We start from the raw sequence: 21,550 nt of genomic DNA, 5'->3' as shown, positions 1-21,550 counted from the left end.
CTGACTGACCCCGCAACCGACCGCAGCGAGACGATATGACCTCCCCATCTGCCTATCCCACCCTGGCCTCGGGTGACTCCAGCACTGTTCTGCTGGCGACGAAGGCCCAGCTCAGTCGCTTGGGTCTGGGAGTCGGCGATGTGACGTCCCCTGTATTCGATCGTCCGTTCGAATTGAGTATTCTCGAGTTTCAGCAGAGCAGAGGCATCATGACTGATGGCGTGCTCGGGCCAGAGACCTTCGCGCAGGTCGAGTTGGCGCGTCACCGTCTCGGCGACCGCGTGCTGCGCTTCGATCCGGTCCGTCCACTCGAAGGCGATGACGTCGAAGATCTCCAGAAGCGCCTCGCCAAGCTCGGCATGTACTCCGATCGCATCGACAGCATCTTCGGCGTGCGTACTGATGAGGCTGTCCGCGAGATTCAGAGCGGCCTTGGCCTGCGCACTGACGGTGTCGTTGGTCCTGGCACGATCAGCGGACTCGACTCCGTCAACCGCGAGCACAGCAGCGGCAACCTCTTTGCTCTCCGTGAGCATGCCCGCGTCACCTCAGATGGACCATCACTTGCTGGCCGCGTCATCATCATCGAGTCGGCAACATCTGCGCGCGACTTCACGGCTGCCCCGTTCACTGATGAGCAGCGCCAGCTCGAAACTACGTACTCTACCGATATTGCCCGCCGTCTCGATGGACGCCTCAGCGCTCTCGGCGCCGCAACTGTTCACGTGACGTCTCCCAGCACCCCGCAGACGCTTGCTGATGAGCTGGGTGCCTCCGCCGTCGTCACCATCACCCAGGACTCCTCCCCTTCTCCGCAGGCGAATGGCCTTGCGAGCTTCTACTTCGGTCGTGCGGACGAAGACGCTGTCTTCTCCCCCGTCGGCAAGAAACTCGCCTATCTCATCCAGAGAGAGATCACCGCGCGCACAGACTTCCTCGACTGCCGCACGCATGCCCGCACATGGCGCAGTCTCGCTGCAGTGCGCAGCCCAAAGGTTCATGTTGTCGCCGGGTACGTCTCAAATGACGACGATCTCCGCCGCCTCGACAATCCGCATACCCGCGACCGCATCGCCGACGGCATCACAGCCGCTCTCCAACGGCTGCCGATGAGCGATGACGCGCACCCGGTGACCGGTGCACTCAACATCAGCGCGATCACCGGTGGCAAGCGTTTCACGTGAAACGCTCAGCATCCACCGCTTTTGAATCTTACTCGCCCCTGGTCCTACGCCGGGGTTCTATGGGAAGCGCACTCTGACTCGCTCGGTCTAACCACAGCATGCGCTGACGTCGCGTTTACGGCACGCTCCACTGAACCACCATCGCGGCGATGACGGCCCGCTTGAGGCACACATATATGCGATTCAGTCACCAATCAAGAGCCTCACGTTGAGTCCACCTCCCACCGCGCGTTGCTTTCGCCCGGTTCAACACCCGACGTTTCACGTGAAACACGAAGGACCCGGCAGTTGCCGGGCCCTTCTCATGCATGGAGCGCACAGCGGATCAGCGCCGCGCCAGTACGTGGTTACTGTGAGTCGCCCTCCGGATCAATGCCGAGCGCGGTGAGAATCCGCTGCAGATCTGACTGATTGGCAAAGTCGACGGTGATGCGCCCTTTGCGCTTGCCCATGACGATGTTGACACGCGTATCGAGCTTATCCCCCACGCGCGCCGCAATCTGTGCGAGTGCGGGCGAGGGTTCCTTTGTTTCACGTGAAACACGGGGCTTCTCACCGCGATTCAACAGCACAACTGTTTCCTCGGTTGCCCGAACCGAAAGCCCTTCGGCGACAATCCGCTGGGCCAGGACCTCCATGTTAGCCGCATCCTCCAGACCGAGAATCGCTCGGGCATGGCCCTGAGAGATGACTCCCGCAGCCACACGACGCTGAACAAGTGGCGGAAGGCGAAGAAGCCGGAGCGTGTTGGAGATCTGCGGACGTGAGCGTCCAATCCGTTCAGACAGCTCTTCCTGCGTGCACTTGAAGTCCTCTAGGAGCTGTTCATATGCGGCAGCCTCTTCGAGCGGATTCAGGTCTGCTCGGTGTAGGTTCTCCAACAGCGCATCGCGCAGGAGATCATTGTCTTCTACGACTCGAATGATTGCAGGTATGGTTGTGGCGCCTGCCAGCTGTGACGCCCGGAACCGCCGTTCACCCATAATGAGCTCGTAGGCAGGCTTCTTCTCGTCCGTCAGCCGTACGACGACTGGCTGAAGCACTCCGACCTCGCGAATGGAGTGCACGAGTTCGTCCAGAGCATCTTCGTCGAAGACCTGTCGCGGCTGGCGAGGATTCGGCGAGATCTGCTCCAGGGGGATCAGTCCGAAAGCCGTCCCGGGAACACTCTTGAGTTCCGTTTCACGTGAAACGGACTCGGACTTCTCAGTGCCCGCCGGCTGCTTAGGGGCGCTGTCGGCAGGCTCAGCCTTTGCAGCAGTCTTGCGCGTCGTTGTCTTCTTCTTTGGAGCTGGCTTCTCGGCGGCCTCCGATGCCTTATCAGCGGGCTTGCCCTTTGATGTCGAGGCGGAAGAGGAGGATCGCTTCGTCTGCCGTGCTGCGGGTCGCTTGGCAGCGCGAGCCTTCCGCATTCCCTCAGCTGGATCCTTGGACTGACGCTCGTCCGTTTCACGTGAAACATCAGGATATGTTTCCGATTGCTGTCCGAAGAAGACGTCCACCGGCCGGTCCTCGGTCACTGAATCGGGGATCAATGCTCCAAGTCCGCGGCCTAGTCCGCGCCTGCGTTCAGCCATGATCTGCAACTCCTCGATGTGCGATCTCCTCGGCTGCTTCTCGATAAGAGAGAGCCCCTGAGGATGTTGGTTCGTATGTGATGACGGTCTGCCCATAGCTCGGCGCCTCTGAAATGCGCACCGAACGCGGGATCGTAACGTTGAGCACCTGGCTCGGGAAGTGCGCTCGGACGTCTTCAGCCACCTGACGACTGAGGTTCGTCCTGCCATCGAACATCGTCAGGAGGATCGTCGAGATCGAAAGCCTGGGGTTCAGATGCTTCTGAATGAGCTGAATGTTCTTGAGCAGCTGGCTCAGCCCTTCGAGCGCATAATATTCGCACTGAATTGGAATAAGGACTTCATTAGCTGCGACGAAGGCGTTGACAGTGAGTAGACCGAGTGATGGCGGGCAGTCGATGATGACATAGTCCACCCGCTCGCCGGCGTCCTCTCGCTCAGCGAGGTAGCTGCTCAAGGCGCGCGCCAAGCGCTGTTCGCGAGCGACAAGCGAGACCAACTCGATCTCGGCGCCGGCCAGATCGATCGTCGCGGGGACGCACGTGAGCGACTCGATGTCCGGGCACTGCGCGACCGCCTCGGCGATCGGCATGTCTTCAATGAGGACGTCGTAGATGCTGTTGACGTCTGTCGAGTGCTCAATGCTGAGCGCGGTGCTGGAGTTGCCCTGGGGATCGATATCGATGACAAGCACGCGCAGACCGTGATGCGCGAGGGCAGCAGCGATGTTCACCGCCGTCGTCGTCTTGCCCACGCCACCCTTCTGATTTGCAACAGTGAAGATCCGCGTGGCTTCTGGAGGTGGAAACGTCGTTGCCGCGAGACGCTCCGCACGACGATTGTCGCGCGCAATCTGAGCGCCCAACGGAGTCGACTCATCCATGATGGGCATACAAAACTCCGTTCATCAACAAGAGCCGACTGGCTCGCAAACCGATTCCAAGTCTACCCAACGACACGGACAGGAGACATCTGAAGGCGGGCTCCTCTCAATCCCAGAACCCGGAATGTGTTGGAGCCGTCTCGACGCAGAGTGCGCACGCCGTAGCCAGCTCCATGCGGTGATGTTTCACGTGAAACGCTGTGCGCACTTGTAGGCAGAGCGAAGCAGCATTAGAACTGCTGTCCTATTGCAGGTTTCGCATGGCAGTTGCGGCTCGTGAGCGCCTCCGCTGCGGCATGTCACCGGCGCTGCAGCTCGACGACCGTCGTCGGTACCTCGAGTACGTCCTGCCCAAGGCTGTGCACGCGCGGCTGTGTCAGGCGGAAGCGCTTGATGTGCTTCTGAGCCTTCTGGATCTCGGCCGCATATGACTGGCCCTTGATCGCCAGGAGTCGGCCGTCCGGTCCGAGCACCGGTGTGCACCATTCGATGAGGACAGGCAGCGACTTCACTGCCCGCGCTGTCGCAACGGTGAAGATCTCCTCGTCAACGAGCTCTTCGACACGGGCGCGGACGATCCGAACATTGTCCAAGCCCAGATCCGCGACAACCATCTGCAGCCACTCGACACGGCGCTCCATCGCTTCGACGAGGACGAAGCGCACCTTCGGACGCGCAATGGCCAGCGCGATTCCAGGCAGGCCCGCACCGGAGCCGATGTCTCCAACGACATCAGCATCGTCGAGCAGCTCTGCCATCACGGCACAGTTGAGGATGTGGCGTGTCCACAGCCGCGGCAGTTCCCGCGGACCCAGCAGGCCCCATTCAACGCCGGTCGTCGCCAGGTGATGGGCGAAAGAACGGGCGAGGTCGATCCGGTCGCCGAACACCGCGGGCGCGGCAGCCGGCTCAGGTTCCAGCTGCGCCAGGTCAGGCGACTCGGCAGCGGGGGAGTGGTCTGTGCTCATCAGACGTCAGTCAGGGCAGCTGGATGACGACACGACGGCGATCGCCTTCGCCGGCGGACTCGGAGTAGAGCCCGGCCTTGGCGACTTCGTCGTGGACGACTTTGCGCTCGAAGGAGTTCATCGGCTGGCACTCATACGGCGCACCGTTGTCCTTAACCTTCGCGATGCCCTTGCGCGCGATCTCGCGGACGTCCTCCTTGCGCTGATCACGGTAGCCGTCGATGTCGAGCATGAGCCAGGAACGCTGACCGGTCGCGGTCTGCACAGCCAGGCGCGTGAGCTCCTGCAGCGCCGAAAGCGTGCGGCCCTGCTTGCCTACGAGCATCGAGAGGTTGCTGTCATCGTCATCGCAGATGATGGCGACTTCGGCGCGGTTGTCAGCGACGTCGATGTCGATATCGCCGTCGATGTCGGCAATGTCGAGCAGCTCTTCGAGGTAGTCCGCTGCGATCTCGCCCTCTTCTTCGAGGAGCTCGGCGCGCGTCGGCTTCGCCTCGTCGACCTGACCGTCGGCGTCTTCGGCAATGTTCTTACCGGAGGCGAAATGATCGGCGTCGGTGCTGCGGAGTTCTTCGGCCGTCGGGGCCGTGGAGTCGTCAGACATACGTCGGGTCTACCTCTTCCTTTTCTTCTTCTGGCGTGCCTTGCCCACGGGCTGCTTGCGCTGACCGCCGGCACGCTGAGGATTCTGGGTGTCTTCGCTGATGGGCTTCGAACCCGGCAGCGGGGACTTGCCCTTGCGGGCGCGGCGCTCCATGAGCTCCTTCTCGGCGCGCGAGCCCGGGGCAGGCATATTGCGGATGACGACGAACTGCTGAACCATCGTCCAGCTGTTCGACACGAGCCAGTAGATGAGCACACCGAGCGGGAAGTACACGCCGCCGACGGCAAAGACCACCGGCATGACGTAGAGCAGCATCTTCTGCTGCTGCATGAACGGATTGTTCATCGCCGCTTCGGACATGTTCTTGCTCATCATCTGCTTCTGCGTGATGAACTGGGTCGCGCCCATGATGACGATGAGGATCGCCGTGAGGACCTTGACGCTGATGTCGCCGGTGAGGAAGGTCTCCGACAGCTGCACACCGAAGATGGTGGCGCGCTCAGCTTCCTTCGCCAGGGTCTGGGTCAGACCGCCGATCGCCTCGACCTCGCCGCGAGCGATGGCCGGCATATTGAAGATGACGCGGTACAGGGAGAAGAAGATCGGCAGCTGAGCCAGCAGCGGCAGACAGGAGGCCCAGGGATTCGTACCGTGCTTCTTGAACAGCGCCATCTGCTCTTCGGCCATGGCCTGGCGGGAGAACTGATCCTTCTTGCCCTTGTACTTGGCCTGCAGGCGCTGCACATCAGGCTGCAGCAGCTGCATCTTGCGCTGCGACCTGATCTGATAGACGAAGAGAGGGATGAGGACCGCGCGGACGACCATCGTCATCGCCGCGATCGACAGCGCCCACGTCCACCCACTGTCCGAAGGCATGCCGAGCATCTCGAAGATCTGGTGGAAGATTGTCAGAATCCAGGCTATGACCCACTTGATGGGCCATAGAACACTGTCAATCCAGTTCATTCATTCTCTCCTCGACTGTGGCCGCTGCACAGTCTGCTACTTCCGTATCTCGTATATTGTGCCACTATTGCCGCGCCGACCCTCAATCGCCCGATCCGCTGTTCGGCCGGCGCCGGCCCGCCGCTGTTCCCTTGTTGAGAAGCTGCGACTGCCGCTCCAGCACCGAGCCGGGGACATAGTCGATGCCGCCGGGGGAGAAGGGGTTGCAGCGCAGCAGCCGCCAGACCGTCATCACCGTCCCGAGCACCGCACCTTTGACCTCGAAGGCGTCGAGGGCGTACTTGGAGCAGCTCGGATAGTAGCGGCAGACCTGACCGTAGAGCGGGGAGACGGCCACCCGGTACAGCCGCATGAACCACACGAACGGCATCCGCGGAGCGATTCGCAGCCCGTAGAGCAGCCGCGCCCAGAAGCCGTCCGGAGCCGGAGGCAGCGACGAGGGCGTCTGCTCGGCTGGATGCTTCATCGCGCCGCGTCCTCACCTGGCACCTCGGGCTTCTCCAGCACCCCGAGCCTGCGCAGCGCCGAATCCAATGACCGGCCCAGCGTTGCCGAATCCGCCTCGGCTGCCGCTGGCAGCGCTCGGATGACGAGGTGCAGACCGCCGCCGAGGTGGGGGAGGCGTGCGCGCATGAGGTCCCGGAGCCTGCGTTTGACCCGATTGCGGACGACGGCATTTCCGAGGGCTTTGGAAACGACGAAACCCACGCGCGGGGCGTGGGCGACGTCAGGGGTTTGCAGGCAGTGGACGACCAGCTGACGGGATCCTGCTTTTGTGCCCTGCCGGAAGACCGACCGAAACTCATCGGGCAGCCGGATGCGATTCACCGCCGGGAGCACTCAGTCCTCAGATCCCCGCACCGCAGAGCGATGCGGCAGAGTGGTCGCTGCTGTCGGCGGTCAGGCCGAGAGAGCCTTGCGTCCCTTGCGACGGCGGGCGGTCAAAACGGCGCGGCCGGCGCGGGTGCGCATACGAGCGCGGAAGCCGTGCTTCTTCGAGCGCTTGCGGTTGTTGGGCTGGAACGTGTGCTTGCTCACGAGTGTCTCCGTCTATCTGTTGTTGCTTTCAGCCGCCGCAGGAATGCGGGCGGTTCACACACAGCTGTCCACCGCTCTTCCGAGCTCAGCTGGTGGTGACGCTCCTGCGCCGAGTGGCCGTCCGGGGAAGTTCGCTCAATCACAACTCAAGTGGGCCCGCAACACAGGACACTCCATCCTATGAGTGCTCCGCGGCCGCGGTCAAACTCGGTGCCGACCGGTCGGCTGCAGGACATACCCGAGTCACACCGCTGTCAACCTGAATCCACATACGCCTATGAAGATGCACGTCCACAACTCACATCGATGTATTTTCCACACGTTTCTCCACTGATGTGGATGATTCCGGCACCTCTGTCGTGTTTTTCCACCGTCTGTGGAAAACTATGTGGAAGTGATATCCCCTTGTTATCCACATCCGAGGAGAACGTGATCATGGCCGACAACCCGGACAGCGAACATCTGCTGAGCACCTGGCATACGGTGCTGGCCAACCTGCTGAACAATCCGGCGATCACCGCACAGCAGAAGGGGTTCCTGCAGCTGGCGGTTCCCAAGGGCATGGTCGGCGACAGTCTCGTCGTGCTCTCCGTCCGCGATGACCACACCCGGGCGACCCTCGAACGCAATCTGCGCGAGCCCCTGGCCCATGAGTTCTCCACGGTCCTCGGCCACGACGTCAGCTTCGCCATCGCCGTCGAACCCGATCTCGAACCGCCGCTCGCCAGCCGCGAGAGCGTGCCGGAGACACCGGCAGCCGAATCCGCCGGCACGGCGGCGCCCACCACCTCGGGACCGGGGTCCACCTCCTCGGGACCGGATGCCGCCGCCGGACCCTCAACAGCCGAGATCGAGGATGCGGCCATCGAAGAGGTGCTCACCCCGGCACCGGAGGATCAGGCCGGCGGGGTGAGCCAGCTGAACGAGAAGTACACCTTCGACACCTTCGTCATCGGCTCCTCGAACCGCTTCGCCCACGCCGCAGCCTTCGCCGTCGCCGAATCGCCGGCCAAGGCCTACAACCCGCTGTTCATCTACGGCGACTCGGGTCTGGGCAAGACCCACCTGCTGCATGCGATCGGCCACTATGCCGCGCAGCTGTACCCCAATATCCGCGTCAAGTACGTCTCCAGTGAGGAGTTCGTCAACGACTTCATCAACACCATCGGCTCGTCGACCTCGGGTTCGCTGCGGCCGAAGTTCCAGCGCCGCTACCGCGAAGTCGACGTCCTCATGATCGATGACATCCAGTTCCTGCAGGGCAAAGACGCCACGGTCGAGGAGTTCTTCCATACCTTCAATGCGCTGCACAACGAGCACAAGCAGGTCGTCATCACCTCCGATCAGCCGCCGAAGATGCTCAAGGGATTCGAGGAGCGGCTGCGCTCGCGCTTCGAATGGGGGCTGCTGACCGATGTGCAGCCGCCGGATCTCGAGACCCGGTTTGCGATTCTGCGCAACAAGTCGATCGCCGAGGGCCTGCAGGTGCCGGACAATGTGCTCGAGTACATCGCCTCCCGGGTGTCGTCGAACATCCGCGAACTCGAAGGCGCGCTCGTGCGGCTGACGGCTTTCGCGAACCTCAACGACCAGGAGATCGACCTGTCGCTGGCCGAGACGGTGCTCAAGGACTACATCACCCAGGAGGACACCCCGGAGATCACCGCCACCGACATCATGGGCCAGACCGCGGCCTATTTCGGCCTCACCCTGGAGGATCTGTGCGGTTCGAGCCGTTCGCGCACGCTGACGACAGCACGGCAGATCGCGATGTACCTGTGCCGTGAGCTCACCGATCTCTCGCTGCCGAAGATCGGCCAGGAGTTCGGCGGCCGCGACCATACGACGGTCATGCATGCGAACAAGAAGATCCGCACGCAGATGGCCGAGCGGCGCAATCTCTATACGCAGGTCACCGAACTGACGAACCGCATCAAACAGCAGCATCGGCTCTGAAACGACAACAGACCGCACCTTCACAGCTGTGGAAAAAACTGTGTAAAAGACCACGTGCAGAGGGGTCGAACCGGTGTATTATGCGCGCTCGGCCGTGGATGCATGTGGAAGCACACTGATGTCATTCCCAGGGTGTGGACAAGCATGTGGGAGCTGTCAACAGCTCATCCACCGGCTTAAATCCGGCTTCTGCCGCTTGATTGCTCGATGACATCGATGTGATTACACAGATTCCACAACTGCTGCTGCCTCGACTGCCTATTCATCGATCGAGCTTGAGAAGCGCACCGCTCATTGCTCGGCGGGCTGTGCATGACGGGCTGCGCGCAGCGAGCGGTCCGCGATGAACAGCACAAAGCTCCAGGTCAAGCACGATTCAGCGGCACATGCAATTGCCCACGCCGATAGCCCGGTGTAAAGTTTCAGTGCGCTGTCGTGCCTGCACTCTGCGGGCACGGCAGAAACCCATTCAGCGCACCCGGATGGACCGCCCGGACCGCACTACTGACACCGCAGGAGAATCGTGAACACCGACGCAGCGCAGCCCGTGAAGTTCAAAGTCGACCGCGATGTCCTGGCAGAAGCCGTCACCTGGGTGACCAAGAGCCTCCCGCAGCGTCCCGCCGTCCCGGTGCTCACCGGCCTCCTCATGAGCGCCGATGCCAGCGGCGCTGTGCAGCTGGCCGTCTTCGACTACGAAGTCTCCTCCCGGGCCGAGATCGCCGCCGAGGTCGAAACCCCCGGCACCGTGCTCGTCTCCGGCCGCCTGCTCGCCGAGATCGCCAAGGCGCTGCCGAACGAGCCGGTGATCCTGGAGCAGCAGGACAACAAGGTCTCGCTCACCTGCGGTTCCTCGCGCTTCGCACTCATGACGATGCCCGTCGAGGAGTACCCGGCGCTGCCGGAGATCCCGGAGACCTCCGGCACCGTCGCCGCCTCCGACTTCCAGCACGCGGTGTCCCAGGCGACGATCGCCACCTCGAAGGACGACACCCTGCCGATCCTCACCTCGGTCCGCGTCGAGATCGAAGGCGAGACGGTGACGCTGCTCGCCACCGACCGCTACCGCCTGGCAGTGCGCGAATTCACCTGGAACCCGCGCCGCCCGGACTTCTCGGCCACGGCTCTCGTCAGGGGGCGAACCCTCTCCGATGCCGCCAAGGCGATGGGGGGAGACGTCGAGATCGCACTGGCCGAATCCGGCGGCAAGGAGATGCTCACCTTCTCCGCCAACGGCAGGGTCACAACCTCTCTGCTCGTCAAAGGCGACTACCCCAAGGTGCGCTCGCTGTTCCCCAAGGACGTCGCCATCACCGCCGTCTGCGACACCGCCTCGCTGCGCGAAGCGGTCCGCCGCGTCAGCCTCGTGGCCGAACGCAACACCCCCATCAAGTTCGAGTTCGCCGAAGGCGCCCTCACCCTGCGCGCCGGCGCCGGCGATGACGCACAGGCCAGCGAATCGCTGCCCGTCGAGATCAGCGGCTCGGACATCTCCACCGGCTTCAACCCGCACTTCATCGCCGAGGGCCTCGCCGCTGTCGACAAGCCCTTCGTCCGCTTCTCAATGACCGAGCCGAAGAAGCCGGTCGTCATCTCCGGACAGGATGAGGCAGACAGCGAACTCGACACCTCCTACCGCTACCTGCTCATGCCGGTCATGCGGTTCTGATGTGGGTTTCACGGCTCCTGCTGCGTGACTTCCGCTCCTATCCGCATCTCAGTCTCGATCTGCAGCCGGGGGTCACAACCTTCGTCGCCTCCAACGGCTGGGGCAAGACCAACCTGGTCGAATCCATCGGCTATCTCGCCTCCCTGCGCTCCCACCGCGTCTCCGGGGATCAGCCGCTCGTGCGCTCCGGTGCCGAACAGGCGACGATCTCCGCTCTCGCACACCGCGGAGACCGGCAGGTCACCCTCGAAGTGACGATCCGGGCGAAGGGTGCGAACCTTGCCCGGATCAACCGCTCGCCGGTGCGCGCCCGCGATGTGCTCGGCCTCGTCCACGCCGTCGTCTTCGCCCCGGAGAACCTCGCCCTCGTCAAAGGCGATCCGGCCGAGCGCCGCCAGTACCTCGACGATCTGCTCATCGCCCGCCAGCCGCGCTACGCCGGGGTCATCGCCGATCACCAGCGCGCCCTGCGCCAGCGCAACGCCCTGCTCAAGAGCCTGCGCCGGCAGCCCGACCCCAGCCTGGAGGCGACCCTCGACATCTGGGATGAGGCCTTCGCCGAGGCGAATGCGCAGCTCGTGCTCGGCCGCCGGCAGCTGCTCGATGAGCTGCGCGCACCGGTGAGCGCCGCCTTCTCCCATATCGCCTCCGGCGCCGCGGAGGCCCGCCAGCAGGTCGCACTGGAGTATGTCTCGCGCCTCGACTACCGCGGAATCGACGATCTGCGTGCCGCCGCCGAGGTGGTGGTCGCCGGGCTGGCGCAGCGTCGCCGGGCCGAGATCGAACGCGGGCTCACCCTGGTCGGCGCCCAGCGCGATGACATCGACCTGCTCATCGGCTCGACCCCGGCGAAGGGCTATGCCTCCCACGGGGAGTCCTGGTCGCTGGCGCTGGCGCTGCAGCTGGCCGGCTGGGAGCTGCTGAGCGGCCCCGATCACCAGCCGGAGGATCAGCCGGTGCTCGTCCTCGACGATGTGTTCGCCGAACTCGATGCCGAGCGGCGCCGTCGGCTTGCTGAGCGCATCGACGGAGCCGAGCAGGTGCTCATCACCGCGGCAGTGGCCGGCGACATCCCGGACAATCTCAGCGGTCGGATCGTCGAACTGCCCGCATACGTCGCCGAGGCGGCAGCTGATGAGCAGTCCTGAGCACCCGGTGCCCGTCGCCAGTCTCGAAGCTCTCGACCGGATCCGGCGGATGGCCGACTCCGAGTTCCGGCCGCAGCACCGCGGGCCCCGCCGCAGCCTCGCTGACGTGCGGCGCGCAGAAATCGCCTACACCGCCGCACGGTCGGACCCGCGCGATCCGCAGCCGCTGGGCACGAACATCGATGCGCTCGTCAAGACGCAGGGCTGGCGCAACAACCTCGACGTCGGCGCGGTGCTCGGCCGCTGGCCCGATCTCGTCGGCAGGAACGTCGCCGAGCACTGCGCCCCGGAGAAGTTCGATCCGCCGGTCCTCGTCATCCGCGCCTCCTCGACGACCTGGGCGACCCAGCTGCGGATCCTGCGCACGCAGCTGCTCGACCGCTTCGAACGCGAACTCGGCCGGCGCATCATCGACGACATCGAGATCATCGGACCGGCGCAGCGCTCCTGGAAGCACGGCCGACGCTCAGTCAGAGGTCGGGGTCCTCGCGACACCTACGGATAGACTCCCTGCCATATGGCACCGCTTACGCTCCTGTCCGCCCTCCAGCCCACCACCGCCTCGGCGGCCGCGGCGCATGTCCGTGCGGCCCCGCTCGTCGACCGGCTGACCGAGCAGACCCCACCGGCCTACGGCACCGTGACGTTCCTGCTCATCGGCGCGGCCATCGCCGGTGTCCTCATCATCCCGTCGGCTCTGTGGCGGGTCACCGGGCTCATCGTCACGATCGTCCATGAGCTCGGCCATGGGTTCGCCGGCCTCATGCTCGGCCGCCGCGCGCTGGCGATCCGCATCGCAGGCGACCATTCCGGGCTCGCGTTGTCCTACGGGACCGGCGCCTCGGCTCCGTGGATGACCTTCTGGGGCTATCCTGCACCGGCACTCGTCGGCAGCCTGCTCATCTTCGCCGCGCTCTACGGCTATCCGCTACCGGCGCTCGCGGCAGCGGCGGTGATGCTGTTCGTCTCCCTCATCTTCATGCGCGGCTTCCTCGCGATCACCGTCACCGCACTCACCGCAGCCAGCATCGCAGCGCTCGTGAACTGGGCGCCGGCGCAGGTCACCTCGGCTGCGGCGCTCGGTGCCGGGCTGTTCCTGCTCATCGGCGCATGGAAGGGGTTCGCCAATCTGCTGCGCGCGCACGCGCGCGGGGACCGTGGCCAGTCCGATGCCGCGATCCTCGCCCGCGCCACTCGGATCCCGGCCGTCATCTGGCTGGCGCTCATGTTCCTCGTCATGGCCGGCTGCACGGCGCTCAGCGCCTGGGGCGTGTGGCTGCAGATCGTCGGTGCTGCCTGACCGCTCCCGAGGTGGTGGCCGGGCTGATCTTCGCCCGCGGCGCGCGTGCGCAGGCTGCGATAGGAGCCGCTGTGAGGCCGGCAGCCAGGGCGGAGTATGTCCGCGGTCCTGAAATCATGGAAAAAGGCCGGTTCCGGGCCTTACAGCGCATGATCTGTCCGCCCGAGCAGGTAGACTGGACAAGGTTATTCATACGCAGCAAGGAGACACATGGCTACAGAGGAGAACCGGGACTATGATGCCGGTGATATCACCGTTCTCGAGGGACTCGAAGCGGTCCGCAAGCGCCCCGGCATGTACATCGGCTCCACCTCCGAACGCGGCCTGCATCACCTTGTGTACGAGATCGTCGACAACTCTGTTGATGAGGCCCTGGCCGGCTACTGCGATCACATCGAAGTCGTCATCCGCGCTGACGGATCCGTCCGGGTGACCGACAACGGCCGCGGCATCCCGGTCGCCATGCACCCCACCGAGGGCATCCCGACTCTCCAGGTCGTGCTCACCATCCTCCACGCCGGCGGCAAGTTCGGCGGCGGCGGATACGCCGTCTCCGGCGGTCTGCACGGTGTGGGCTCCTCCGTCGTCAATGCGCTCTCGGCACGCCTCGACGCCGAGGTCCACCGCGACGGCTATGTGTGGCGCCAGGACTACCGCCGCGGAGTGCCCACCGGCGAAGTCGCCAAGGGCGAGACCACTGAACAGACCGGCACGACGATCACCTTCTGGCCGGATCCGGAGATCTTCGACACCACCGAATTCACCTTCGAGGTGCTGCGCTCGCGGTTCCAGCAGATGGCCTTCCTCAACAAGGGCCTGAAGATCTCGCTCACCGATGAGCGCGCCGAGGAGATCGACGACGAGGACGTCCAGCTCGACGCCGATGAGACCGCTGAGGCCAATCCGCGCAGCGTCACCTACCTGTATGAGAACGGTCTGCTCGACTACGTCCAGCACCTGACCTCGACGAAGAAGACCGAAACCGTCCACGACGATGTCATCGCCTTCGAAGCCGAGGACACCGTGCAGAAGATCGCCCTCGAAGTGGCGATGCAGTGGACGACCTCGTACGCCGAATCGGTCCACACCTACGCCAACACCATCAACACCCATGAGGGCGGCACCCATGAAGAGGGCTTCCGGACCGCGCTCACGAGCCTCATCAACAGCTATGCCCGCGAGCAGAAGCTGCTGCGCGACAAGGACGCCAACCTCACCGGCGACGATGTCCGCGAGGGCCTGACCGCCGTCGTGTCCGTCAAGCTCGGCGAACCGCAGTTCGAGGGCCAGACGAAGACGAAGCTCGGCAACTCCGAGGCCAAGACCTTCGTCCAGCGCATCGTCCGCGATGAGCTCGGCCACTGGCTGGAATCGAATCCCGCGCAGGCCAAGGAGGTCGTGCGCAAGGCGATCCAGGCCTCCCAGGCGCGCCTCGCCGCCCGCAAGGCCCGCGAGGCGACCCGCCGCAAGGGCCTGCTCGAATCCTCGGGCATGCCCGGCAAGCTGCGCGACTGCCAGTCGAAGGACCCGGTCGTCTCCGAGATCTTCATCGTCGAGGGCGACTCCGCCGGCGGCTCCGCGCTGCAGGGCCGCGATGCCATCCACCAGGCGATCCTGCCGATCCGCGGCAAGATCCTCAACGTCGAGAAGGCCCGCCTCGACCGGGCCCTGGGCAACCAGGAGGTGCAGTCGCTCATCACCGCCTTCGGCACCGGCATCGGCGAGGAGTTCGACCTCGACAAGCTGCGCTACCACAAGATCGTGCTCATGGCCGACGCCGATGTCGACGGCCAGCACATCGCCACGCTGCTGCTGACGCTCATCTTCCGCTATATGCGCCCGCTCATCGAGCACGGCTACGTGTACCTGGCGACCCCGCCGCTATACCGCATCAAGTGGTCGAACGCCGACCACGAATACGCCTACTCCGACCGCGAGCGCGATGCCCTGCTCACCGACGGCAAGGCCTCCGGCAAGCGGCTGCCCAAGGACCAGGCGATCCAGCGCTACAAGGGTCTGGGCGAGATGAACTACAGCGAGCTGTGGGACACGACGATGAACCCGGACTACCGCCTGCTCAAGCAGGTGACCCTCGACGACGCGATGAAGGCCGATGAGATCTTCGCGATCCTCATGGGCGAAGACGTCGACTCCCGCCGCCAGTTCATCCAGGAGAACGCCAAGGACGTCCGCTTCCTCGACATCTGATCCCGGCTGCCAGCGCGCCGTCCGCGCCCGAGGTGCGACCCGCCTCGGGAACGGAAGCCGGCTGACTGGCTGCCCCGAGACTTTCCGCACACCACTGACGACTACAAGAGGTAAACAGCCCCGTGGCCGATGACACTGAGAACACCCAGCCAGACGAGCAGCAGCCCGAGGACGGTCCCGTGATCTCCTCGGAGACCGGCAACCCGGTCGCTGCGCGCGTCGAGAAGGTCGACCTCAATCTGGAGATGCAGCGCTCCTACCTCGACTATGCGATGAGCGTCATCGTCGGGCGTGCGCTGCCGGATGTGCGCGACGGCCTCAAGCCGGTGCACCGCCGTGTGCTCTATGCGATGTACGACGGCGGCTACCGGCCGGACCGCTCCTTCAACAAGTGCTCGCGCGTCGTCGGCGATGTCATGGGCCACTACCACCCGCACGGCGACAGCGCGATCTACGATGCGCTCGTGCGCCTCGTGCAGCCGTGGGCGATGCGCTATCCGCTCATCTCCGGGCAGGGCAACTTCGGCTCCGCCGGCGATGACGGCGCGGCCGCCCCGCGATACACCGAGTGCCGGATGGCACCGCTGGCCATGGAGATGGTCCGCGACATCGAAGAGGACACCGTCGACTTCCAGGACAACTACGACGGCCGCAACACTGAGCCGGTGTACCTGCCGGCGCGGTTCCCGAACCTCCTCGTCAACGGCTCGGCCGGCATCGCCGTCGGCATGGCGACAAACATCCCGCCGCACAATCTGCGCGAGGTCGCCAAGGCCGCGCAGTGGCTGCTGGCCAACCCCGATGCCGACAATGAGGAAGCCCTCGAGGCGATCATGGGGATCATCCAGGGCCCGGATTTCCCCAATGGGGCGACGATCCTGGGCCGCAGCGGCATCGAGGACGCCTATCGCACCGGGCGCGGCTCGATCACGCAGCGCGCCGTCGTCGAGGTCGAGGAGATCCAGGGCCGCACCTGCCTCGTCGTCACCGAGCTGCCCTATCTTGTGAACCCCGACTCGCTGGCGACGAAGATCGCCTCCTATGTGCGTGATGGCAAGGTCGCCGGCATCGCCGATCTGCGCGATGAGTCCTCCGGCCGAGTGGGTCAGCGGCTTGTCATCGTGCTCAAGCGCGATGCGGTCGCCAAGGTCGTGCTCAACAACCTGTACAAGCACACCTCGCTGCAGGAGAACTTCTCGGCGAACATGCTCGCGCTCGTCGACAATGTGCCGCGCACGCTGTCGATCGACGCATTCCTGCGCCTGTGGGTCAAGCACCAGATCGACGTCATCGTCCGCCGCACCCGGTTCCGGCTCAAGAAGGCAGAGGAGCGGGCCCACATCCTGCGCGGCTACCTCAAGGCCCTCAACGCCCTCGACGAGGTCATCGCGCTCATCCGCCGCTCGCCGTCCTCCGATGAGGCGCGCACCGGGCTCATGGAGCTGCTCGACGTCGACGAGATCCAGGCCAATGCGATCCTCGACCTGCAGCTGCGCCGCCTCGCCGCGCTCGAGCGCCTCAAGATCGAAGAAGAGGCCAAGCGGATCGAAGAGCTCATCAAGGAATACCACCACATCCTCGACACCCCCGCCCGCCAGCGGGAGATCGTCTCCGAGGAGCTGCAGGACATCGTCGACCGCTACGGCGATGACCGCCGCACGAAGGTGCTGGCCGGATTCGACGGCGATGTGTCGATGGAGGACCTCATCCCCGAGGAGGAGGTCGTCGTCACCATCACCCGCGGCGGCTACGCCAAGCGCACCCAGTCTGCGCTCTACCGTGCGCAGCACCGCGGCGGGAAGGGGATCACGGGCGCGAAGCTGCGCGGCGACGACGTCGTCGACCACTTCTTCGTCACCTCCACCCACAACTGGCTGCTGTTCTTCACGAACACCGGCCGGGTCTACCGGGCGAAGGCCTATGAGCTGCCGGAGGGCTCACGTGATGCCAAGGGCCAGCACGTGGCGAACCTGCTTGCGCTGCAGCCGGATGAGACGATCGCCCAGGTGCTCTCGATCCGCGACTACGACGAAGCGGACCACCTCGCTCTGGCCACCAAGAGCGGCCTGGTGAAGAAGACCCGGCTGGCGGAGTACGATTCGAACCGCACCGGCGGCGTCATCGCCATCAACCTGCGTGAGATCAGCCCCGATGTGCCTGATGAGCTGGTCTCCGCGCGGCTCGTCTCGGCCGAGGACCATCTGCTGCTCATCTCCCGCAAGGGCATGTCGATCCGGTTCAAGGCTGATGACGATACGATCCGGCCGATCGGGCGGGCCACCTCGGGCGTGTCCGGCATGAAGTTCAAGGACGACGACCAGCTGCTGACGATGGACGTGATAACCCCGGACACCTATGTCTTCGTCGTCACCGAGGCCGGCTTCGCCAAGCGCACTCCCATCGAGGAGTACCGGCTGCAGGGCCGCGGCGGCTACGGCATCAAGGTCGCCAAGATCACCGAGCAGCGCGGCGATCTGGTCGGCGGGCTCATCGTCTCCGAAGGCGAAGAGGTGCTTGTCGTCATGGAGCGCGGTAAGGTGGTGCGGTCCTCGATTGACGAAGTTCCGGCCAAGGGACGCAATACTATGGGAGTAGTATTTGCGAAACCGGGAAAGAACGACCGCATCATCGCCGTCACCCGCGGCCCGGAGAAGGTCGTCGAGGATGAAGCTGAGACTCCGGTCGACGCCGAGGCCGAGGCGGCAGCCGAAGCCGCTGAGGTCGCACGCGAGGATGAAGGACAAGAATGAGCGACAGCGAACAGAAACCCGCAAAGGTGATCCGGGCATCGTCCGGATCGACCCGCCTGTCTGCCAGCGGCAGCAGCCCGAAATCCGACACCGGCGCCTCGGGACCGGCTTCCACCTCCGCCACTCCCGCCACCGGCTCCGGCAACAGCAAGCCCCGCAGCGTCAAGGCCGGCACCACCCGGCTCAAGGCCAGCTCCGGTTCCGAGGCGGGCAGCGGTCCCAGCACCGCCGCCGGCTCGGGTCCCACCGGCACCGGCGGGTCCGGTCCGTCTGGCACCAGCCGCTCCCGCTCCGGGCCCTCGGGCACGGCGCGCATCGCCGGCATCCGCGAGGAGCAGGACGCCAGCTCTGAAGGTTCGGTGCGAGCTTCGGCCGGACCGGTGCGGATGAGCGGCAAGACCAAGAAGAAGGGGCCGCGCACCGTGCGGCTGACCGTCGCGACGGTCGACCCGTGGTCGGTCATGAAGATGACCTTCCTGCTCTCGCTGGCGATCGGCATCGCCACCGTCATCGCCTTCCTCGTGCTGTGGCTCGTGCTGCAGGCGACCGGAACGCTCAACGGCATCCAGTCGACCCTGACCGAGCTCGCCGGCACCGAGGGCGCCGACCGCGTCCTCGGCCTGTTCAGCCTCGGCCGCGTGCTGTCCTTCGCCGTGGTCCTGGCGCTGGTGAACATGGTGCTCATGACAGCGCTGTCGACGCTGTTCGCGTTCCTGTACAACATCGGTTCGACGCTGGTGGGCGGCTTCCACCTCAAGCTCACCGACGACTGATCGGCAGCTGCGCGGGTGCTTTTGCGCAGCTGCACAGACGGTCCCGCGGATTCGGGCCGGCGAGGCGCATGAGGCGTCTGGCCGGCCCGTCTCCATGTGGGCGTGCGGCGGCCGCAGCAGGGGGAGTGGACCTGATTTTGCAGACCATGGGGCCAGTGTGTATATTGGTTCCTCGGGTCAACCCACACGGGCCTATAGCTCAGGCGGTTAGAGCGCTTCGCTGATAACGAAGAGGTCAGAGGTTCAAGTCCTCTTAGGCCCACGCAATCATTCGAAACGGACATCGGGAGATGACGTGAAGAAATGGTTGACGCTCACCGGCGTCGTGTCTGCCCTGGCAGGAGCGCTGGTGGTGCTCCGGGGCAATCGCCACCGGCAGCACGAACAGTGGTCGTCCTACACCGATGAGGTGTAGAATAGATCCACATTCGGGGGTATGGCGCAATTGGTAGCGCATCTGCTTTGCAAGCAGAGGGTTAGGGGTTCGAGTCCCCTTACCTCCACTCGTGTGAAGTCTCGGGACATCGTTCATTCGATGTCCCGAGACTTCTTTTTGTTTCGGGGTTGATGGATCGCGTCATGGTGAAGCGTCCTGGGTTTCGTTCCGAGTCTCAGCAAGGAGGATCGGAGTATGCCCAAGAAGTTCAGTCCCGAGCTGCGTGACCGTGCCGTGCGGATGGTCTACGAGCGCCAGGCGCGTGAGGGAGGCCCGCGCGCAGAGTCGATCCGGGCCATCGCACCGCAACTCGGCGTCGGCCAGGAGACCCTGCGGATCTGGTGCAACCGCTACGGCCCCACCCAGCCTGCCACTGGCACTGGCGAGTCGCTCGAACAGGAGAACAACGGCCTGTTCAAGGCCGAGCTGATCCACTCCCAGCGGATCTGGGAGTCCACCGAGGCCGTCGAGATCGCCACCATGGGCTGGGTCCACTGGGGGAACAACGACCGCCTCCACGAAGCTCTCGGCTACCGCACCCCGCAGAAGTCGAAGCGTCCTACACTCACACCACGACGACCGCGCCGGCGACCGTCTAACCACGGAACAAAACCCAGGGCGCTTCAGATTTCTCGAAGCGGTCTGCTGCGTCTTTGACGCTCATTCTGCCGTTGACGATGGCTAAGACGACAGCGCGGTTGCGTGAGTAAGTCATAGCCAAGCATGACCGCTGCCTGGCTTGAAGGTGTGAACGATGTCGTGAGACACGAGTGAACGATGTCGTGAGACATGGTGTGGAACGATCTCGTGAGACATCTGAAGCCTGGGGCTGATGCAGGGATAGGTGACAATTGATCTGGCTAGCCGATGGTTGGCCTGGAAGGATTGTCATCATGCCCAAGCCCTACCCCAGAGAGTTCCGTGACGATGTCATCCGGCTCGCGCAGAACCGGGATGAGAACACCACGATCGGTCAGATCGCCGCTGATTTCGGCATCCACGAAGGCACCCTGCATAAGTGGCTGCGCCAAGCTGACCTCGATGCCGGCAAGTCCGCTGATCGCAAGCCTAGCGCCACCACTGATGAGTGCGAAGAACTCCGCCAGCTGCGTCGGCGTAACCGGGCACTGGAACAGGAGCTGGAGGTGATGCGTCGGGCTGCTGCCTACTTCGGCCAGGCCCAGATCCCGTCAAAATGAAGTACCCGCTCGTCAGCGATCTCGGGGCGATCCAACCTCCCGATCGTCGGGGTCTTTAGCGCTTTGACCAGATGTCCCAGGGTCGATTCGATTCGTGTCTGGCTCATGCGACGGCCCCCTTATCAGCGCGCGAACCGGTCGTGAGCCCGAAGACACTGTCATAGACGCTGAGAGATCGTGTCGGGACCTCGACGCCGCGCGGTTCGACTGCTGGCCGCAGGGGCCTGGCCGAGTACTGGGCGCGTAGCTGCTGGGCTATCTCAACATGCTCGCTATCGGTGATCACCTGGTGACGGTCCCAGCAGCGGAGGTGATCGGCCACCAGGCCCCCTTCGCACCGGACCTGCACGCGTGTGGGTGTGGCAGCGACATCAACAAGGCTCCCGATACAGCGCGGGTCAACGGAATAGTCGTTGCCGTCCAAGCGGACATAGTAATCCCGTGGCAGTCGCACCCGCGCCCGTAACCCGGTCACCGGTGCCTGTGGTGGCAGCCGGGTCATCGCAGCCAGATCCGCAGGAAGCTTCTCAACCGGTGCCGCGCCTAAGGACCGGATCGTGCGAGTATTCGCCTTCGAAGTGATCCACTCGCTCATCTGAGAGTTGAAATCTTCCGGGGACTGAAACTTCCGGCCCGGCAGGAACGAGGTCTCAAGGTACTGGTTATTGCGCTCAGTCATGCCCTTGAACTCCGAATCCCGCGCCGGTGCGATCACCATCTGCGTAGCTAAAGTGCCAGCGAAGGCTGCCACCGGATCCAACGGTTTGCCCTTCGGAGCGATCGCTGCGGGGGTGTCTAATGGGTTGTGTATGGGGGCCTGTCTGAAAGGATTTGTAGATGAGTGAAATTCATGAGCGTTGTGAGCGGTTGTCTGGTGCTGATGTTGTTGCT

At 64.3% G+C, this 21,550-nt stretch carries 20 protein-coding genes and 2 tRNA genes; 13 read left to right on the top strand and 9 right to left on the bottom strand.

Features of this window, described 5'->3' with window-relative positions; genetic code table 11:
* Positions 1–35 precede the first annotated feature (35 nt).
* Entirely contained in the window at positions 36–1,184 is a 1,149-nt protein-coding gene (locus ACFFN1_RS15385; RefSeq protein WP_376841744.1) for an N-acetylmuramoyl-L-alanine amidase, read from the top strand.
* Between the two features lie 347 nt (positions 1,185–1,531).
* Here the strand turns inward: ACFFN1_RS15385 and ACFFN1_RS15380 are convergent, their stop codons facing one another.
* From ACFFN1_RS15380 to rpmH, 8 genes are all read right to left on the bottom strand, one after another.
* The gene (locus ACFFN1_RS15380; protein WP_376841743.1) at positions 1,532–2,761 is read right to left on the bottom strand and encodes a ParB/RepB/Spo0J family partition protein; all 1,230 of its coding nucleotides are present in this window, start codon (positions 2,759–2,761) and stop codon (positions 1,532–1,534) included.
* On the bottom strand, positions 2,754–3,653 hold the full coding sequence (locus ACFFN1_RS15375) for a ParA family protein (RefSeq protein WP_376841742.1): 900 nt from the start codon (positions 3,651–3,653) through the stop codon (positions 2,754–2,756). The genes ACFFN1_RS15380 and ACFFN1_RS15375 overlap by 8 nt, the downstream gene beginning before the upstream one ends.
* A gap of 290 nt (positions 3,654–3,943) precedes the next feature.
* Positions 3,944–4,612, bottom strand: a complete 669-nt coding sequence (gene rsmG, locus ACFFN1_RS15370; RefSeq protein WP_376841740.1) for a 16S rRNA (guanine(527)-N(7))-methyltransferase RsmG — start codon at positions 4,610–4,612, stop codon at positions 3,944–3,946.
* A 10-nt stretch (positions 4,613–4,622) separates the two neighbouring features.
* Entirely contained in the window at positions 4,623–5,216 is a 594-nt protein-coding gene (locus ACFFN1_RS15365) for a Jag family protein (protein ID WP_376841739.1), read from the bottom strand.
* Between the two features lie 9 nt (positions 5,217–5,225).
* Positions 5,226–6,182 (bottom strand): membrane protein insertase YidC, encoded by a 957-nt coding sequence (gene yidC / locus ACFFN1_RS15360; RefSeq protein ID WP_376841738.1) that lies wholly within the window; start codon positions 6,180–6,182, stop codon positions 5,226–5,228.
* Between the two features lie 82 nt (positions 6,183–6,264).
* Entirely contained in the window at positions 6,265–6,648 is a 384-nt protein-coding gene (yidD, locus tag ACFFN1_RS15355; protein ID WP_376841736.1) for a membrane protein insertion efficiency factor YidD, read from the bottom strand.
* Positions 6,645–7,022: a ribonuclease P protein component gene (gene rnpA, locus ACFFN1_RS15350; protein ID WP_376841734.1), complete on the bottom strand. Its 378-nt coding sequence runs from the start codon at positions 7,020–7,022 to the stop codon at positions 6,645–6,647. Before rnpA ends, yidD begins: the two co-directional genes overlap by 4 nt.
* A 60-nt stretch (positions 7,023–7,082) precedes the next feature.
* Positions 7,083–7,220 carry a 50S ribosomal protein L34 gene (rpmH, locus tag ACFFN1_RS15345; protein ID WP_376841732.1) on the bottom strand — a complete coding sequence of 46 codons (138 nt, stop codon included), beginning with the start codon at positions 7,218–7,220 and terminating at the stop codon, positions 7,083–7,085.
* 435 nt (positions 7,221–7,655) lie between these two features.
* Between rpmH and dnaA the strand changes: the two genes are divergently transcribed.
* From dnaA to ACFFN1_RS15285, 12 genes are all read left to right on the top strand, one after another.
* Positions 7,656–9,176, top strand: a complete 1,521-nt coding sequence (dnaA, locus tag ACFFN1_RS15340; RefSeq protein ID WP_376841731.1) for a chromosomal replication initiator protein DnaA — start codon at positions 7,656–7,658, stop codon at positions 9,174–9,176.
* A 547-nt stretch (positions 9,177–9,723) separates the two neighbouring features.
* Positions 9,724–10,845 carry a DNA polymerase III subunit beta gene (gene dnaN / locus ACFFN1_RS15335; protein WP_446680483.1) on the top strand — a complete coding sequence of 374 codons (1,122 nt, stop codon included), beginning with the start codon at positions 9,724–9,726 and terminating at the stop codon, positions 10,843–10,845.
* Positions 10,845–11,993, top strand: a complete 1,149-nt coding sequence (gene recF / locus ACFFN1_RS15330) for a DNA replication/repair protein RecF (RefSeq protein WP_376841727.1) — start codon at positions 10,845–10,847, stop codon at positions 11,991–11,993. Before dnaN ends, recF begins: the two co-directional genes overlap by 1 nt.
* On the top strand, positions 11,980–12,498 hold the full coding sequence (locus tag ACFFN1_RS15325; protein WP_376841725.1) for a DciA family protein: 519 nt from the start codon (positions 11,980–11,982) through the stop codon (positions 12,496–12,498). The genes recF and ACFFN1_RS15325 overlap by 14 nt, the downstream gene beginning before the upstream one ends.
* Positions 12,499–12,510: 12 nt before the next feature.
* Positions 12,511–13,293 (top strand): M50 family metallopeptidase, encoded by a 783-nt coding sequence (locus tag ACFFN1_RS15320; RefSeq protein WP_376841724.1) that lies wholly within the window; start codon positions 12,511–12,513, stop codon positions 13,291–13,293.
* A 210-nt stretch (positions 13,294–13,503) separates the two neighbouring features.
* Entirely contained in the window at positions 13,504–15,501 is a 1,998-nt protein-coding gene (gene gyrB / locus ACFFN1_RS15315; RefSeq protein ID WP_376841723.1) for a DNA topoisomerase (ATP-hydrolyzing) subunit B, read from the top strand.
* Positions 15,502–15,683: 182 nt separating this feature from the next.
* Positions 15,684–18,251, top strand: a complete 2,568-nt coding sequence (gyrA, locus tag ACFFN1_RS15310) for a DNA gyrase subunit A (protein WP_376841772.1) — start codon at positions 15,684–15,686, stop codon at positions 18,249–18,251.
* Entirely contained in the window at positions 18,248–19,024 is a 777-nt protein-coding gene (locus ACFFN1_RS15305) for a DUF3566 domain-containing protein (protein WP_376841722.1), read from the top strand. The genes gyrA and ACFFN1_RS15305 overlap by 4 nt, the downstream gene beginning before the upstream one ends.
* Before the next feature lie 188 nt (positions 19,025–19,212).
* A tRNA-Ile gene (locus tag ACFFN1_RS15300) sits at positions 19,213–19,286 on the top strand.
* A 168-nt stretch (positions 19,287–19,454) separates the two neighbouring features.
* Positions 19,455–19,527, top strand: a tRNA-Ala gene (locus ACFFN1_RS15295).
* A 128-nt stretch (positions 19,528–19,655) separates the two neighbouring features.
* Positions 19,656–20,117 carry an integrase core domain-containing protein gene (locus tag ACFFN1_RS15290; RefSeq protein WP_376841721.1) on the top strand — a complete coding sequence of 154 codons (462 nt, stop codon included), beginning with the start codon at positions 19,656–19,658 and terminating at the stop codon, positions 20,115–20,117.
* Positions 20,118–20,353: 236 nt separating this feature from the next.
* Positions 20,354–20,659, top strand: a complete 306-nt coding sequence (locus ACFFN1_RS15285) for a transposase (protein ID WP_376841720.1) — start codon at positions 20,354–20,356, stop codon at positions 20,657–20,659.
* Between the two features lie 103 nt (positions 20,660–20,762).
* Here the strand turns inward: ACFFN1_RS15285 and ACFFN1_RS15280 are convergent.
* Positions 20,763–21,550: Mu transposase domain-containing protein (locus ACFFN1_RS15280; protein WP_417281922.1), on the bottom strand; the 788-nt coding region annotated here is incomplete at its 5' end.

This window comes from Brevibacterium otitidis (assembly GCF_042429315.1).
Classification (GTDB): Bacteria; Actinomycetota; Actinomycetes; order Actinomycetales; family Brevibacteriaceae; genus Brevibacterium; species Brevibacterium otitidis.
The sequence above is the reverse complement of the archived record's forward strand: the minus strand, read 5'-3'. Positions and strand labels throughout refer to the sequence as shown.